We start from the raw sequence: 14,368 nt of genomic DNA, 5'->3' as shown, positions 1-14,368 counted from the left end.
GCAAAATGAAATTGGATGGAGGAAACCGATGCCTACCCCTAGTATGGAAGATTATATTGAACAAATTTATTTGTTGATTGATGAAAAGGGTTATGCCCGCGTATCTGATATTGCTGAAGCGCTTAGTGTACATCCATCCTCTGTAACAAAAATGGTGCAAAAATTAGACAAAGATGAATATCTAATTTATGAAAAATATAGAGGGCTTGTATTAACATCAAAAGGTAAAAAAATCGGAGAACGTCTCGTATATCGTCATGAATTGTTAGAGCAATTTATGCGTATTATCGGTGTGGATGAAAGTAAGATTTACAATGATGTAGAAGGAATTGAACATCATTTAAGCTGGGAAGCAATTGATCGCATTGGTGATTTAGTGCAATACTTTGAACAAGATGAGGTTCGAGTGGAAACACTTCGTGGCGTTCAAAAAGCAAATGAAGAGAAAAGTAATTAAGGGGAACGTAAGTCGTTTCCTTTTTTATTTCAATCGAAAAGGATGGGAGAATTATGAAAGCAATTATTTTTGATTTTGATGGATTAATTGTGGACACAGAAACAATATGGTTTCACTCTTTCAGAGACGCCGTTCGTGAGTACGGTGGGGAGTTACCTTTAGAAGAATTTGCAAAGTGTATTGGAACGACAGATGATGTACTGTATGCATATTTAAATGAGCAATTAAAAGAGAAGTTTAACAAGCATGCATTAAAAGAAAAAGTGAAAATTTTACATAAAGAAAAAATGAAAACACCAGAAGCTCGTGACGGGGTAAAAGAATACTTACAAGAAGCGAAAGAAATGGGATTAAAAATCGCGTTAGCATCTAGTTCATCTAGAGAATGGGTGATTCCTTTTTTAGAAGAGCTACAAATTCGAGATTATTTTGAAGTTATTAAAACGAGAGAAGATGTTGAAAAGGTAAAACCAGATCCAGCACTTTATCAAATTGCGATAGAAGATTTAGGGATTGATCCGTCTGAGGCTGTTGTATTTGAAGACTCGTTAAACGGATTGAAAGCAGCGATTGCAGCAGGGTTAACGTGCGTCGTTGTACCTAATGATGTGACACGTAATTTACCATTTGCAAATCATCATCTTCGAATTGAAAGTATGAAAGATAAAAGCTTGAAAGAAGTACTGCAAAATATAAAGAAAGACCGTATTTCCTAAAAGGAAGCACGGTCTTTCTTTTTGTTTTTTTTACCTTCAATGACAGTTAAATGAGATTGTTTTCTTTTTCGCTTTAAAGAAGAAAGATTCCCTTTTTTCCCTTTGTCATTAGAAGCGTTTGATTTAAAGAAAGAATTGCTTAGGGGTGCTACGTTTTGTTTCCCGTGTTTGCGGCTCGATTGTTTTGCAGCACGCTTATATGAGCTTTGCGAATTTGCTGAACCGCTAGAGTTTGTAAACATTTTGTAGAGTAAATAAAAGATACCAACGACAGCCAACATGATACCAATATTTCTTAACACTCCCATTGGATCTGTAATGACAGATGAAACAAGGCCGAATATTGCTAATCCGATAATAAGCACAAATATAGCGAAAGTAAACGAACGACCGTTCATAAGGAACACCTCCTAAAAACATATATTAAAATTAGTATATTAACGATGAGGAAAGGAGTTGAACACCATTTTTAAATAATTATTGTTTGTTTTCTAAACGTAATAATTCTTCAAACGATGCAATGGCTACTTCCACTTGATCATCTGTTGGTTCTTTCGTTGTTAATAGTTGTAGCCATAATCCGGGATATCCAAGTATGCGTAATACTGGAATATCGCGTAATCGATTTGTAAATTGTAACACTTCAAAAGAAATACCGAGAACGACTGGAATTAATAAAATTCGGTTTACCACTCTGGCCCAAAGTGGATCTGTAGGGACAAGGAAATAAACAAACATTCCAATAATGACTGTAAATATAATGAAGCTACTGCCACAACGATAATGAAGGCGAGTTTGTTTTTGAACATTTTCTACAGTCAATGAAAGATTATTCTCATAGGCATTAATGACTTTATGCTCCGCACCATGGTACTGAAATACCCGCTTAATGAGTGGCGTTAAAGAAATAAAGTATATATAGCTCAATAATAGCATGAGCTTAATGACACTTTCGACAATGATTTGCCCTGTATGAGATGGGAAAATCGGTCTCGTTAATTCAGCTAGTAATGCAGGAACTGCTGTGAAAATGACTTTACCAAATATGAAAGATAAAACGCCAACTGCTGCAACTCCTAATACCATCGTTAACTTCGATTGTTCTTCTTTTTTATTTGCAATTTGTTCATCTTCTTCTGGGTGAACATCAAATCGTTCTGAAGCAAAGTTTAAATGTTTTGCCCCGTTCGCGCTTGCATCCACAATAGCGGCAATCCCTCGTAAAAATGGAATTTTTTTCAGGATAGATAATGCTTTATTACGAACGCGTGGTAATCGATAAAATTCAATCGATTTATCTTTACGACGAACCGCTGTAACAGTATATTCTCTACCGCCAAACATAACTCCTTCTATGACTGCTTGCCCGCCATATATTTGTTTTGACTCTTCTGCCATGTTAACACCAACCTGTATTTGTTTCTCTCTTATGTAGAAAAAGAGGCAATTGTCATACTGGGTTCTGTCGTTTTGAAATAAGACAATCACCGAGTTTCCTTTATTTTATCGACAAATACAAGTAGATGACAAGGAAAAATGTTACGAGAGTCGGACATTTCTTATTCTTTTTATAGACAAATTTCGCAGTATTTAAACATGGTTCAAAATAGTTTCGGGCATACTATTGAGCGGAGGTGTCGATGTGAGTCAAGAACAATTAGGAACAAGGAATTTTGTACAAATTGGTTTATTCGGTGGACTGTTTTGGGGAGGGATATGGTATTTCCTTCATATATTTTCATTTACAGAAGCGGGACCGAACTATTTATTATTACCATTTGCCTTTGGAAGTTGGAAAGAAGGGGTATGGGGAAATGTGTCAGGAATTGTTTGTATGGGACTACTTTCGATTTTAATTGCCTTTTTGTATAAAGCGTTTTTGGCAAAGTTTGAAGGAGTTCTTCCAGGGATGATTTATGGTCTATTTTGGTGGGCGTTACTATTTTTCGGAGTGGGGTTAATAGCGCCTGCTATTAAAAGTGCACTCCATTTACCGAAAGAAACAATTGTGACGACGATATGCATTTTTATATTGTATGGTGTGTTTATAGCATACTCTGTTTCCTATGCAGTAAATACAAATAAAGCTGGGCGAGAAGGAGAAGAGAAGACAAACTATTCAAATAAGTAACTCCTATGTTAAAATGTTATATAGATATTTAATATTAAGGAGTTTTAAACATATGAAAAAGGTACTCCTCGTAAACGGTCCTAACCTAAATCGCCTCGGTGTCAGGGAGGTAAATGTATATGGAAAGGGCACGCTAGCGACACTTGAAGCAGATATGAAGCAAGAAGCAGAAACAATGGGAGTGGAGTTAGAATGTTTCCAATCGAATCATGAAGGTGCGATTATCGATCGTATTCATGAGGCGGAAGATATATATGAAGGGATCATTTTAAATCCTGGAGCATTTACGCATTATAGCTATGCGATTCGAGATGCAATTGCAAGCATTTCGATTCCTGTTATTGAAGTACATATTTCTAACATTCATCAGCGTGAGTCGTTCCGTCACGAATCTGTGACGGCAGCTGTTTGTGCGGGACAAATTGTTGGATTTGGTTTTTATGGCTATAAGTTAGCGTTATTTGCATTAATGGAGAAATTGAGGGAGGCATAAAGTAATGGAGAAAATCGAAAGATTAAGAAGTGCATTTGATGAGGCTGGTATTGACGGTATTTTGTTAACAAATGAACATAGTCGTAGATATATGGCTAACTTCACAGGAACAGCTGGTGTTGTACTCATTTCGAAAAATCGCGCTCAATTTATTACAGATTTCCGTTACGTAGAGCAGGCTACTAAACAAGCGGTTGGATACGAAATTGTACAGCATGCAGGATTAATTATTGATGAAGTTGCAAAGCAAGTGAAAGAATTAGGAATTCAAAAGCTTGGCTTTGAGCAAGATACTCTTACATATAGTTCTTATTCAGCTCATAAAGAAGCGATTGATGCTGAATTTGTCCCAACTTCTGGGCTTGTAGAAAAGTTACGCTTGATAAAGACTGATTCAGAGATTAAGATATTAAAGGAAGCTGCACAGATTGCAGATGCTGCCTTTGAACATATTCTATCATTCATTCGCCCGGGAGTATCTGAAATTGAAGTGTCAAATGAACTTGAATTTTTCATGAGAAAACAAGGAGCAACATCTTCTTCGTTTGATATTATCGTTGCTTCAGGTCTTCGTTCGGCATTACCGCACGGCGTGGCATCTGAAAAAGTGATAGAAACAGGAGATTTCGTTACATTAGACTTCGGCGCTTATTACAAAGGATATTGCTCTGATATTACTCGTACGATTGCAGTTGGTGAACCATCTGATAAATTGAAAGAAATTTATAATATCGTTTTAGAAGCACAATTACGTGGTGTGAACGGTATTAAAGCTGGTTTAACTGGCCGTGAAGCGGATGCGTTAACGCGTGATTACATAACGGAAAAAGGATACGGTGAATACTTCGGACATTCTACTGGTCATGGAATCGGTCTTGAAATCCATGAAGCACCAGGTTTAGCATTCCGTTCTGATACAGTGCTTGAACCAGGTATGGCTGTAACAGTAGAGCCAGGTATTTATATTCCAGGTATTGGCGGCGTACGTATTGAAGATGATATCATTGTGACAAGTGAAGGTAATGAAGTAATTACGAAATCACCAAAAGAACTTATTATTTTGTAATACACAGGAGGATTTTTTTACATGATTTCAGTAAACGATTTTCGTACAGGTTTAACAATTGCAGTGGATAATGGCCTTTGGCAAGTACTTGATTTCCAACACGTAAAGCCAGGTAAAGGTGCTGCATTCGTTCGTTCTAAACTACGTAACCTTCGCACAGGTTCTGTTCAAGAGAAAACATTCCGTGCTGGTGAGAAAGTGGAAAAAGCACACATCGAAAACCGTCGTATGCAATACTTATACGCAAGCGGTGAGTCTCACGTATTTATGGATAACGGAACTTATGAGCAAATCGAACTTGGTGAAAAACAAATCGAGCGCGAGCTTAAATTCCTAAAAGAAAACATGGAAGTATCTATTATGACTTACCAAGGCGAAGTACTTGGTGTTGAACTTCCAAACACAGTTGAATTACAAGTTACAGAAACAGAGCCAGGTATTAAAGGTGATACTGCTTCTAACGTAACAAAACCAGCTACATTAGAAACTGGCCTTGTTGTACAAGTACCAATCTTCATTAACGAAGGCGAAACACTTATCATCAACACTGGTGAAGGTAAATACGTTTCTCGTGCATAGTAGAAAAGCACTCGTGATTATCACGAGTGCTTTTTTTATAGAAAATAGGGCAAATAATAAATAGTAGTTATTATAAAACTGAAAGCTGTAAGACTAGCAGCACCTGTTGTGTAAGGACCCCATGTCATTTGAAAAGGTTTTACCGTACCTGTTTTATATATAGTGTGATCAATGTTGTTATTTTGATTTATATTTAAAGCAATGAGCCAAATTGCCCCGAATATTGCTAAACTACCAAGAAAAAAGGCCTCCATGAATGACCAGCCGACCAATGATGAAAAAAGATAAATAAGAGCTACTTCTACTACGACTGTTAAACTAATTTTTAATCTCTTCATATTTTTCCTCCTCACCTTGTAATTCCAACCAGTTTAAAAAATTTTTACGTGACACGACATGTAGAGAGCAAGGTGACTTTACTTCTTTCTCTAGCGTAGCGTGTTCATCTGGAAACTTGTTTTCCACATGCAATGAAATATAAGGGAGTTTTTCTTGTGCTTTTAACGAGCGAATATTATTCGTTTTAGCACCAGCAAATACGTAGGAAAGTTGTAAGTCTAAAAAAGCAATCTTAAAAATTTCTTTTTTAGCAGCCTCATTATATCCTTTTCCCCAGTACGGATAGCCGAGCCAACTACCAATGTGAGATTGTTTCTTCTCGTAATTAATATGTTTAAGTGTGGTGAGACCAATTATTTCATTCTCTTCATTTACAATCACTCTCGATAAAGACTTCTTTTGGCGTTCTTCTTCTATGGCGAAAAGAAGGAATGCTTTCGTGTCTTCGATTGTTTCTACTTTTATTCCTAATGCGTTTTTTACATGTGGATCACTTGATAGCTTGAAAATCACATTTGCATACCGGAAATCGAGTGGTAATAAAGTAACTCGTTGCATCATTTTCCCTCCTTTTCAATAAATATACCATAAAATACCATAATTATTAAGAATATTCAAATTATTATAGGCGGTAGAGAAAAATTATGTTTTTAATTCTGAAATAGACAACCTCTGCATATGGTTGTACAAATATATTCTTTTTTAGCATACGCACTAGTAACCGTTATGGGAGAGGGTGGGAGAATGAAACAGTGGCTAGCGGCAATGGAAACATCCGTGCTTGTTATGGGAGCACTTCGATTATTTTCAGGTAGTGCGGAAATATTTGCTGCTTTGCTTATGCTTTATGTGAATGATGCAAAGAAAGCATTGTTTATAAATAGTATGTTGGCGTTTGTTGGACCGACCGTATTAATTTTAACAATGACAATAGGTATAGCGAGTGTGGCAAGCGAGATTTCTTTCTTGAAACTCTTTTTTTTAACGCTTGGAATTGGCTGCATTTTTATCGCGTTGTTGAAATAAGTAAGTCGAGTATAGTGGGGCGAAGCTGATGAAAGAAGTATTAGAAGTTTTACCGAAAACGATGAAGCAGTTAGTGGAAAGTTGTAAGCAGTACGATGCTCTAGAGGAAATCCGTGTTCGAATTGGAAGACCGCTAGAGTGTATTGCTCATGGTGAAGTGTTTTTTTATGACTATGTCGTTACAGCAGATGATGCTATTTACTTATTGAATAAGTTAAGTCACTTCTCAATTTATACGATGGAAGAAGAATTAAAGCGTGGGTATGTGACACTTCGAGGTGGGCATAGAATAGGCCTAGCAGGAAAAGTCATTACAGAAAAAAGCACAGTGAAAATGATTCGAGATGTCTCTTCTTTTAATATTCGTATTGCTCGTCAAAAAATAGGCATTGCTGAACCGCTTTTACCGTATTTGTATGAATCACGATGGTTAAACACGATGGTAATTGGCCCGCCACAAACGGGAAAAACAACACTTTTAAGAGATGTAGCGCGTTGCATGAGTCAAGGTGTAAGTACTTCGGAAATTCCTTCTTGTAAAGTCGGGATTGTTGATGAACGGTCAGAAATTGCTGGCTGTGTGAAAGGCATCCCGCAATATGACTTTGGCACACGAGTAGATGTGTTAGATGCATGTCCAAAAGCTGAAGGAATGATGATGATGATCCGTTCTATGAGCCCAGATATATTAATTGTGGATGAAATTGGCCGTAAAGAAGATAGTGAAGCAATTATGGAGGCTGTACATGCAGGGGTTCAGCTTTTTATAAGTGCACATGGATTTTCCTATGATGATGTTGTGAAACGCCCATCATTAAAGGCAGTGCTAGAGCTCGGCATTTTTGATAGGTTTGTGGAATTGTCAAAAGCAAGAGGGCCAGGAACAGTTATGCAAGTGAAAGATAAATATGGAAAACCGGTATTACCTCATAGAAAGGCTGAGGGCGTATGGTGAAAATATTTGGTGCAGTGTTAATCGTTGCGGTCAGCACCTTTTTCGGGTTTTCATACGCCAAAAGATACAGTGAGAGACCGAGGCAACTTAGATTATTAAAAGCGGCACTGCAATCATTAGAGGCAGAAATTATGTATGGGCATACACCGTTGTCTGAAGCCGCTGAGCGATTAGTGAAACAAATGCCGAAGCCGTTAAATTGGATATTTCAAAGTTTCGCTAGCAGGCTAGAAAGTGGAGAACAAACAGTTAGAGAAGCTTGGATAGATAGTTTGAAAGAAAATTGGAAGCTAACAGCATTTCAACAAACGGAGTATGAGATTTTGCAGCAATTTGGTGAAACGCTCGGACAACATGATCGTGAATCACAACAAAAACATATTCGCTTATGTATTACACATTTAGAGAGAGAAGAAGAAGAAGCGAAAGCATTACAACTGCAATATGAAAAGATGATTAAGAGCTTAGGAGTACTAGCGGGGCTACTTATCGTAATTTTACTGCTATAGGGGGGAGAAAGGCGATGTCCATTGATGTTGGATTAATATTTCAAATCGCCGGAATCGGCATTGTTTTAGCTTTCATTCATACTGTACTAAAAGAATTAAAGCGTGAGGATATTGCAAATTGGGTTATCCTCGTCGGTTTTGTCGTTATTTTATTTCATGTCGCATTTTTAATTAATACACTATTCGACAAGATTAAAAGTGTCTTTCTCTTCCAGTAAAGGGGGCGGTTCGAATCGAAATTATACAAATTGTCGGATTAGGCCTCGTTGCTACGTTTTTAGCAGCTGTATTGAATCAGCATAAATCTAGCATTACGTCATTATTTATTGTGTTCGTAGGTAGCGTAATGTTCCTTCTTTTAATTGATCAAATTCACGCTATTTTACAAATGATTGAGAGAGTAGCGAGTGAAGCGAAAGTTAGCAACGTATATGTAGAAACGTTGCTGAAAATTATTGGGATTGCTTATATCGCTGAGTTTGGAGCGCAAATTACAAAGGATGCAGGGCAGGGGGCAATCGCTTCGAAAATTGAATTAGCTGGAAAGATTTTAATTCTCGTTATGGCGATCCCTATTTTGACGGTTGTAATTGAAACTATTCTCGGATTTTTACCGACGGGATAAGGGGGAGTGAATGTTGAGGGGGTTTGGAGCTAAGCTGCTATTTGCTTGCTTCCTTTTCTTTTCTTTACCGGTTGTTGTACAAGCTTCTCCTGTAGAGACAAACGTCGTTGATCAACAATTGGATAAGCTCGGAATTGAAGATGTGAAGCAATTTTGGGACGGGCTTGTTACAAAATATGGAGGTTACTTACCAGAGAGTCAAAAAGGTAGCTTTATGGAGTTTGTAAAGGGAGAAAAAGAAATTTCTATAAAAGAGTGGATGCTAGGTTTATTAAAGTACTTATTTCACGAGCTTGTTGCAAATGGGAAACTACTTGGAACGCTCATTATGCTCACAATTTTTAGTGCATTATTGCAATCACTGCAATCGGCATTTTCAAAGAGTAGCGTAAGTAAAATTGCTGATGCGGTTGTATATATGGTACTAATTATTTTCGCTTTAAATAGCTTTTATGTCGTCATGACATATGCAAGAGAAACGATACAAACAATGGTAGATTTCATATTAGCGTTATTGCCAATCTTGCTTGCACTTATAGCGACAGGCGGTGGTGTTGTATCCGTATCGTTTTTTCATCCGATTATCATCTTTTTAATGAATACGAGTGGGCTTCTGATGAATTATATCGTTCTACCACTTTTATTACTTGCAACGATATTAAGTATTGTAAGTACGATGAGTGATCAATATAAAGTTACGAAATTGTCCAAGCTTCTGCAAAACGTTAGCGTCGGGATTATCGGTATCTTTTTAACGATTTTTTTAGGCGTATTATCTGTACAAGGAACAGCGACAGCTGTTGCTGATGGAATTGCTGTGAAAACAGCTAAATTTGTAACAGGAAACTTTATTCCCGTAGTAGGAAGAATGTTTACAGAGGCGGCGGATACAGTTATTAGTGCGTCGGGATTATTAAAAAACACAGTCGGAATTATCGGACTCGTCATTCTATGTTTAATTGTCGCTTTTCCAGCGATTCAAATTTTTTGCATAGCATTTATTTATAAGTTCGCAGCAGCAGTATTGCAACCAGTTGGCGGCGGAGCAATTATTCAATGTTTAGATATCATTGGACGGAGCATTATTTATGTATTTGCTTGCTTAGCTATCGTATCGTTTATGTTCTTTTTAAGTATCACAATTATTATTGCTGCGGGGAATATTACACTTATGATGCGGTAGGAGGTGAAGAGTATGCAATTTGTTACAGAGTGGATTCGAAATATTATCGTTTTTTTGCTCTTAGCGACAATGCTTCATCTTATTCTTCCAAATTCTAATTTGCAAAAGTACGTTAAATTCGTTGTAAGTCTATTATTAGTTGTTTTAATTTTAACGCCTCTATTTAAACTATTGCAAACAGATGTAAATGAAGTAATCGCAAATTTTAATGAAGAGAAGTACGTAGCAGAAGGATCCGTAAAAAATTCAATAGATTCGAAGAAAAAAGAAATACAAGCTCTAACACGTGCATATAGTTTAGAAGAGATGGCTACCAAAATGAAAAAAGAAGTAGGAAAAGAGTTTGAGAAACAGTATGGTATGTCAGTCTCTGAAATACAAATAGTCGCAGCGGAAAGCACAGCGGAAGTAAAGTCAGCGAAAGATATTCAATCTGTTGTTGTGACGTTGAAAGAAAAAGAGCGTAGTAAAAATGATGCAATCGAAACAGTAAAACCAGTTGAAATTAACACGAAAGAACCACCGAAAAAAGTAGAGGAAACGAATGGAGAAATGAAAGACTTCTTTTCAAGCAGGTGGCAACTAGAGAATAAACAAATCCAAGTTCAAATGGAAGGGAGGACAGGTAGAGTAAATGGACAATAAAGATAAAAATTCGAAGTTCTCATTTTTTCGAAACTTATTGAATGGAGATGAAAAAGAAAGTAATGAGAAGGGAAAAAAGGTAACACCTAAGTTCTTACTTGTCCTACTCATACTTGGAATGTTGCTTATGTTTTCTAGTAGTTTATTTTCAAGTAAAAAAGAAGAAGTACCTGTATTTAAAGAACAAAAAACTCAAAACCAAGAAAAAGATGTACCAACTTTTGGACAAAAAAATAATGATAATATGTCAAATGTAGAAAAATATGAAAAAGCGTATGAGCAAGAATTAAAAGCAGCCTTAGAAGAAATAGCAGGAGTAAAAGATGTAACGATTAATGTGAATTTAGACTCATCAGAGGAAAAAATATTAGAAAAAAATACAGTGAAACGTTCACAAACAACAGGTGAAACAGATAAAACAGGTGGCAAGAGGGAAGTAGAAGATGAGTCTCTTGATGAAAAGACAGTCATTATACGTGAAGGGGATAAAGAAACTCCCGTTGTTTTACGAACAGAGAAACCGAAAGTGCGAGGTGTTCTTGTTGTAGCAAAGGGAGTGGATAATATACAAGTTAAAGCGATGGTAAAAGAAGCTGTCATACGGCTGCTAGATGTACCAGCCCATCGCGTTTCAGTATCACCGAAAAATTGATAGGGAGGAAATAAAGTGTTAAAAAAACAAACGGTTTGGCTATTAACGATGTTGAGTTTAGTTGTTGTACTATCTGTGTATTACGTAACAACTCCAGAAAAAATGAATACAGCATCGCCGACAACAGGTGAAAAGATTGGACAAGAAAAACAAGGTACTGATAAAGCAGTAACAAATGAAGCACCTAAAGAAACGCCAAAAAAAGAGAATACAAGCAAGGAAACATCAAATAAAGAAACAAACAAAGAAACAGATAAAAAAGAGAGTGCTACAAAAGAAACAAGTAAAAAAGAAGCTAACGTAACAGTTCAATCAAGTGATGAGAATTTTACAGCGTTACGTATGCAAATGGAAGATCAGCGAAGTGAACAAAAAGCAAAATTACAAGAAGTGATGAGTTCAACAAAAGCTTCAGCAACAGAAAAAAATAAAGCGAAAGAAAATTTTGATGCCATTACGACAATGGAAACGAAGCAAGAATTACTTGAGACAGTAATTAAATCTCAAGGTGGATATAAGGATGCCCTTGTAAGAGCTGATGGAACTGACATTAAAGTGACTGTAAAAGCAGCAAAACATTCACAAAAAGAAGCGAATAAAATTATACAACTTGTAAGAAGTGAAGGCGGATCAAAAGATGTAGGTGTAAAATTTGATCCACCAACAAAATAAAACGAATAATCCGCGGGGAAATCCTCCGCGGATTATTCGTTTTTAAGACTCGGATTGTTTGAAAATAGTTAGATAAAGTGAAACTTTAATCATTGGGGTAAAAATACATGCCCATCAACTTAAGAACGAAAACAAAATGAACTTTCGTTCAAACAAACTAAAAAACACGTAATGTACTTTTGGTATTGAAAAGTACACACACCAAATAAACTCTAACGAGTTTCATTTTAAAAATTATGCAGCTTTCTTTTGTTTTCCAAACCCATTATACTCATAGACAACACCCATAATATCAAAGATAGTTTTCTTCTCATATCGATGAGATTTCCGTCCATTCTTCTGTAGGAGGTCGAACAAACGGATTAAAATCTTTGTTAGATTTTGGGTGTTTCTCTGTATCGCTTGATATAACAGCGATACATGATCTTGAATCATCCCAATGGCTTTATATTCACTTAATTCTCTTTTGTTCTTTTGCAAAAGAAGTTTACGCATCTTAAACATCGTAGAAGAACAGATAAAGATGGCAATAAGTCTTCCATACACATGACATTCTAATCGCTCTTTTTTGATAGTTTGCCAATGATGAATTTGAAATAAGGATTTCCACGTTTTAAAAATAATTTCTATTTGCCAGCGAAGGGAGTAAAAGTCATGTATTTGTTCCATCGGAACAACTCCTTCAGGCGTATTTGAGACATATATGTTGATACCCGTTAATCGTTTACTCTTTTCTGAAAATGTAATACCCTTTTTACTTTCAGTGTAACTTTGTTTTTTTCTACGTTCCTGTATCTGTTTGTCTGTTAAACGATAGATAATTACACGTGTGAATAGTTTTTGATTCTTTCCAATGTAAGCTTCTTTTATTTCGTATGTTTGACCGGGTTTTAAATTGTTCATAATATGTTCTAAATCAACTTGGATATACTGTGATTGCTTTTTTACGGTTCCGTTTCGAAAGTATTCTGGAAACGGATTTTTTACATACACGGTATGGTTTAATTTTAATCTGGATATATAATAAGCACCTCGTTGATCCATTTGATCTAAGTCTTCTAATGAAAAATAACCTAAATCACGGATACATAAATCGCTTGGACGTAATGTGTCTAAGCATTCTGTTCCAAAGGTCTTATCATTATTTTTTCCTGGACCTATCTGAAAGTTTAGAAACTGTCCGCTATGTAAGTCATATTCTAATTGAATCTTGATACCCGCTGTTTGTGCACAACCACCTGATCCAGGATATACATGGGCTAAATGTTTTGGTACTTGGAAAATCGTCGCATCTAAAATACGAATTCGTTGAAAATACGTGAGCGCCGCGCTTGAAATGGCCGATGTTTCACAGATTTTACTTTTCCATAATGCCGAAAAAATATATTTCAAAAATTCAACCGCTTTTTTATCAAAGCGTTTATTGAGTCCTTCTGGACTCATAAGAGTGCCTGTGGCCGCATGTAATTGACTGCATAGTCGAACAAGCGAGTCACTCGCTGTACGTTGACTTACCCAAATACATATGGTAGCTAATTCATTTCCAGAAAACTTTCGTTTTCTTTTTACAAAACCTAATTCTTTTGCGAGTTCTTCCAAAAGAGAAGGGGTTAAATGACGATACAGTTCTTCAGAAAATAGTTGTAATTCATCTTGAATCGAAAGATTCATAAAAAATGTCACCCTTTCTAGCTAGCTTTTTAGAAAGAATAACGTTTTTTGTCACTTGGGGGTAGTGAAAATTCTTAAGTTGATGGGCATGGGGTAAAAATAATAATAGAAAAAAACTATCATTTTCGATAGCTTTTTTCTGTTTCGTCTTTGTAATTGTTTTTACTATGTTCAACTCGGAACGGAGAAATACGCTGTGAGTAAAAGATTAGTGGTTCATGGTAGCGGTGATTACTTTTTCCAGATTTGACGTGGATGAAGAGAACGAATGCCCAGACCATTACGGCAGGTAAGAAGAGAATGAGCCATATCATATGTCCACACCTCGATACAATATATTTTCTACACTTTGAACATACTATTCTTATATGAAGGAATGATGAACGACGTGTAAACAAAAAAATAATATTTGGTAAAAATACGTTATTGACTATAGATGTGGCGAAGAGTAGAGAGGGAGTGGGGGGTTACTGTGTACAGTTTTGAATAAGTAGTGGATGTTTTTTAGGAAGTGGTCTTGCCAATTTCATGTGAAACTTGGTATTATTACTAGGTATTAAATTTTTATTGGGATAACATTTTTACAGGAATTTCGATTTATTATAAAGAAATATAAATTGGAATGTTTAAAAAATTTATCGTAAGATGG

At 36.1% G+C, this 14,368-nt stretch carries 21 protein-coding genes; 15 read left to right on the top strand and 6 right to left on the bottom strand.

The window, feature by feature from the left end; translation table 11 throughout:
- The first annotated feature begins 28 nt into the window (after nucleotides 1–28).
- Complete coding sequence (gene mntR, locus MKY00_RS20955; RefSeq protein ID WP_001143076.1) at nucleotides 29–457, top strand: transcriptional regulator MntR; 429 nt, start codon at nucleotides 29–31, stop codon at nucleotides 455–457.
- 53 nt (nucleotides 458–510) lie between these two features.
- The gene (locus MKY00_RS20950; protein WP_000643921.1) at nucleotides 511–1,173 is read left to right on the top strand and encodes an HAD family hydrolase; all 663 of its coding nucleotides are present in this window, start codon (nucleotides 511–513) and stop codon (nucleotides 1,171–1,173) included.
- On the opposite strand, the gene MKY00_RS20945 is transcribed toward MKY00_RS20950, so the two are convergent.
- Both MKY00_RS20945 and MKY00_RS20940 read right to left on the bottom strand, forming a co-directional pair.
- Nucleotides 1,170–1,571 (bottom strand): SA1362 family protein, encoded by a 402-nt coding sequence (locus MKY00_RS20945; RefSeq protein ID WP_001014446.1) that lies wholly within the window; start codon nucleotides 1,569–1,571, stop codon nucleotides 1,170–1,172. The two genes, MKY00_RS20950 and MKY00_RS20945, sit on opposite strands and share 4 nt — an antisense overlap.
- Nucleotides 1,572–1,650: 79 nt before the next feature.
- Nucleotides 1,651–2,571 carry a DUF1385 domain-containing protein gene (locus MKY00_RS20940; protein ID WP_000807112.1) on the bottom strand — a complete coding sequence of 307 codons (921 nt, stop codon included), beginning with the start codon at nucleotides 2,569–2,571 and terminating at the stop codon, nucleotides 1,651–1,653.
- A gap of 244 nt (nucleotides 2,572–2,815) precedes the next feature.
- Here MKY00_RS20940 and MKY00_RS20935 point away from each other — a divergent pair, with 244 nt between their 5' ends.
- From MKY00_RS20935 to efp, 4 genes are read left to right on the top strand one after another with little or no spacing between them, the layout of a single operon-like run.
- On the top strand, nucleotides 2,816–3,304 hold the full coding sequence (locus MKY00_RS20935; protein WP_000076899.1) for a YqhR family membrane protein: 489 nt from the start codon (nucleotides 2,816–2,818) through the stop codon (nucleotides 3,302–3,304).
- 52 nt (nucleotides 3,305–3,356) lie between these two features.
- Nucleotides 3,357–3,797 carry a type II 3-dehydroquinate dehydratase gene (aroQ, locus tag MKY00_RS20930; RefSeq protein WP_000757087.1) on the top strand — a complete coding sequence of 147 codons (441 nt, stop codon included), beginning with the start codon at nucleotides 3,357–3,359 and terminating at the stop codon, nucleotides 3,795–3,797.
- Nucleotides 3,798–3,801: 4 nt separating this feature from the next.
- A complete protein-coding gene (pepQ, locus tag MKY00_RS20925; protein WP_000411052.1) occupies nucleotides 3,802–4,863 on the top strand; it encodes a Xaa-Pro dipeptidase in 1,062 nt (353 codons plus the stop codon).
- A 21-nt stretch (nucleotides 4,864–4,884) separates the two neighbouring features.
- Entirely contained in the window at nucleotides 4,885–5,442 is a 558-nt protein-coding gene (efp, locus tag MKY00_RS20920; RefSeq protein ID WP_000626512.1) for an elongation factor P, read from the top strand.
- Between the two features lie 35 nt (nucleotides 5,443–5,477).
- Here the strand turns inward: efp and MKY00_RS20915 are convergent, their stop codons facing one another.
- Nucleotides 5,478–5,780, bottom strand: a complete 303-nt coding sequence (locus MKY00_RS20915; RefSeq protein ID WP_016718464.1) for a hypothetical protein — start codon at nucleotides 5,778–5,780, stop codon at nucleotides 5,478–5,480.
- A complete protein-coding gene (locus tag MKY00_RS20910) occupies nucleotides 5,761–6,339 on the bottom strand; it encodes a GNAT family N-acetyltransferase (protein ID WP_016718463.1) in 579 nt (192 codons plus the stop codon). The genes MKY00_RS20915 and MKY00_RS20910 overlap by 20 nt, the downstream gene beginning before the upstream one ends.
- Before the next feature lie 186 nt (nucleotides 6,340–6,525).
- Here MKY00_RS20910 and MKY00_RS20905 point away from each other — a divergent pair, with 186 nt between their 5' ends.
- From MKY00_RS20905 to MKY00_RS20865, 9 genes are read left to right on the top strand one after another with little or no spacing between them, the layout of a single operon-like run.
- The gene (locus MKY00_RS20905; RefSeq protein ID WP_000816052.1) at nucleotides 6,526–6,807 is read left to right on the top strand and encodes a YqhV family protein; all 282 of its coding nucleotides are present in this window, start codon (nucleotides 6,526–6,528) and stop codon (nucleotides 6,805–6,807) included.
- 28 nt (nucleotides 6,808–6,835) lie between these two features.
- Nucleotides 6,836–7,762 carry a stage III sporulation protein AA gene (spoIIIAA, locus tag MKY00_RS20900; RefSeq protein WP_016718462.1) on the top strand — a complete coding sequence of 309 codons (927 nt, stop codon included), beginning with the start codon at nucleotides 6,836–6,838 and terminating at the stop codon, nucleotides 7,760–7,762.
- Nucleotides 7,756–8,271: a stage III sporulation protein SpoIIIAB gene (gene spoIIIAB, locus MKY00_RS20895; RefSeq protein ID WP_000238697.1), complete on the top strand. Its 516-nt coding sequence runs from the start codon at nucleotides 7,756–7,758 to the stop codon at nucleotides 8,269–8,271. The genes spoIIIAA and spoIIIAB overlap by 7 nt, the downstream gene beginning before the upstream one ends.
- Before the next feature lie 14 nt (nucleotides 8,272–8,285).
- Entirely contained in the window at nucleotides 8,286–8,489 is a 204-nt protein-coding gene (gene spoIIIAC, locus MKY00_RS20890; RefSeq protein ID WP_000020914.1) for a stage III sporulation protein AC, read from the top strand.
- Between the two features lie 23 nt (nucleotides 8,490–8,512).
- Nucleotides 8,513–8,896, top strand: a complete 384-nt coding sequence (gene spoIIIAD, locus MKY00_RS20885) for a stage III sporulation protein AD (protein WP_077317075.1) — start codon at nucleotides 8,513–8,515, stop codon at nucleotides 8,894–8,896.
- Between the two features lie 10 nt (nucleotides 8,897–8,906).
- Entirely contained in the window at nucleotides 8,907–10,079 is a 1,173-nt protein-coding gene (gene spoIIIAE / locus MKY00_RS20880; protein WP_000943695.1) for a stage III sporulation protein AE, read from the top strand.
- 12 nt (nucleotides 10,080–10,091) lie between these two features.
- The gene (gene spoIIIAF, locus MKY00_RS20875) at nucleotides 10,092–10,724 is read left to right on the top strand and encodes a stage III sporulation protein AF (protein ID WP_001161050.1); all 633 of its coding nucleotides are present in this window, start codon (nucleotides 10,092–10,094) and stop codon (nucleotides 10,722–10,724) included.
- Nucleotides 10,714–11,376, top strand: a complete 663-nt coding sequence (gene spoIIIAG / locus MKY00_RS20870) for a stage III sporulation protein AG (RefSeq protein ID WP_016718461.1) — start codon at nucleotides 10,714–10,716, stop codon at nucleotides 11,374–11,376. The genes spoIIIAF and spoIIIAG overlap by 11 nt, the downstream gene beginning before the upstream one ends.
- A gap of 15 nt (nucleotides 11,377–11,391) precedes the next feature.
- Entirely contained in the window at nucleotides 11,392–12,048 is a 657-nt protein-coding gene (locus tag MKY00_RS20865; protein WP_000914730.1) for a SpoIIIAH-like family protein, read from the top strand.
- 234 nt (nucleotides 12,049–12,282) lie between these two features.
- Here MKY00_RS20865 and MKY00_RS20860 read toward each other — a convergent pair whose 3' ends face one another.
- Nucleotides 12,283–13,719, bottom strand: coding sequence for an IS4 family transposase (locus MKY00_RS20860; protein ID WP_001053964.1), 1,437 nt, complete (start codon nucleotides 13,717–13,719; stop codon nucleotides 12,283–12,285).
- Between the two features lie 119 nt (nucleotides 13,720–13,838).
- Nucleotides 13,839–14,033 (bottom strand): hypothetical protein, encoded by a 195-nt coding sequence (locus MKY00_RS20855; protein ID WP_033678013.1) that lies wholly within the window; start codon nucleotides 14,031–14,033, stop codon nucleotides 13,839–13,841.
- Between the last annotated feature and the right edge of the window lie 335 nt (nucleotides 14,034–14,368).

It is taken from the genome of Bacillus sp. FSL R9-9834 (assembly GCF_038006905.1).
Lineage (GTDB): Bacteria > Bacillota > Bacilli > Bacillales > Bacillaceae_G > Bacillus_A > Bacillus_A pacificus.
Note: the sequence above shows the minus strand (reverse complement) of the source record. Positions and strands in the feature narration are given on the sequence as shown.

Coding starts and splice junctions, on each gene's coding strand:
- spoIIIAB (WP_000238697.1), top strand. CDS start 7,756: ATGGTGAAAATATTTGGTGCAGTGTTAATCGTTGCGGTCAGCACCTTT.
- spoIIIAG (WP_016718461.1), top strand. CDS start 10,714: ATGGACAATAAAGATAAAAATTCGAAGTTCTCATTTTTTCGAAACTTA.
- MKY00_RS20940 (WP_000807112.1), bottom strand. CDS start 2,571: ATGGCAGAAGAGTCAAAACAAATATATGGCGGGCAAGCAGTCATAGAA.
- MKY00_RS20915 (WP_016718464.1), bottom strand. CDS start 5,780: ATGAAGAGATTAAAAATTAGTTTAACAGTCGTAGTAGAAGTAGCTCTT.
- spoIIIAC (WP_000020914.1), top strand. CDS start 8,286: ATGTCCATTGATGTTGGATTAATATTTCAAATCGCCGGAATCGGCATT.
- efp (WP_000626512.1), top strand. CDS start 4,885: ATGATTTCAGTAAACGATTTTCGTACAGGTTTAACAATTGCAGTGGAT.
- spoIIIAF (WP_001161050.1), top strand. CDS start 10,092: ATGCAATTTGTTACAGAGTGGATTCGAAATATTATCGTTTTTTTGCTC.
- spoIIIAA (WP_016718462.1), top strand. CDS start 6,836: ATGAAAGAAGTATTAGAAGTTTTACCGAAAACGATGAAGCAGTTAGTG.
- MKY00_RS20860 (WP_001053964.1), bottom strand. CDS start 13,719: ATGAATCTTTCGATTCAAGATGAATTACAACTATTTTCTGAAGAACTG.
- MKY00_RS20855 (WP_033678013.1), bottom strand. CDS start 14,033: ATGATATGGCTCATTCTCTTCTTACCTGCCGTAATGGTCTGGGCATTC.
- MKY00_RS20945 (WP_001014446.1), bottom strand. CDS start 1,571: ATGAACGGTCGTTCGTTTACTTTCGCTATATTTGTGCTTATTATCGGA.
- spoIIIAE (WP_000943695.1), top strand. CDS start 8,907: ATGTTGAGGGGGTTTGGAGCTAAGCTGCTATTTGCTTGCTTCCTTTTC.
- aroQ (WP_000757087.1), top strand. CDS start 3,357: ATGAAAAAGGTACTCCTCGTAAACGGTCCTAACCTAAATCGCCTCGGT.
- mntR (WP_001143076.1), top strand. CDS start 29: ATGCCTACCCCTAGTATGGAAGATTATATTGAACAAATTTATTTGTTG.
- MKY00_RS20910 (WP_016718463.1), bottom strand. CDS start 6,339: ATGCAACGAGTTACTTTATTACCACTCGATTTCCGGTATGCAAATGTG.
- MKY00_RS20950 (WP_000643921.1), top strand. CDS start 511: ATGAAAGCAATTATTTTTGATTTTGATGGATTAATTGTGGACACAGAA.
- pepQ (WP_000411052.1), top strand. CDS start 3,802: ATGGAGAAAATCGAAAGATTAAGAAGTGCATTTGATGAGGCTGGTATT.
- MKY00_RS20905 (WP_000816052.1), top strand. CDS start 6,526: ATGAAACAGTGGCTAGCGGCAATGGAAACATCCGTGCTTGTTATGGGA.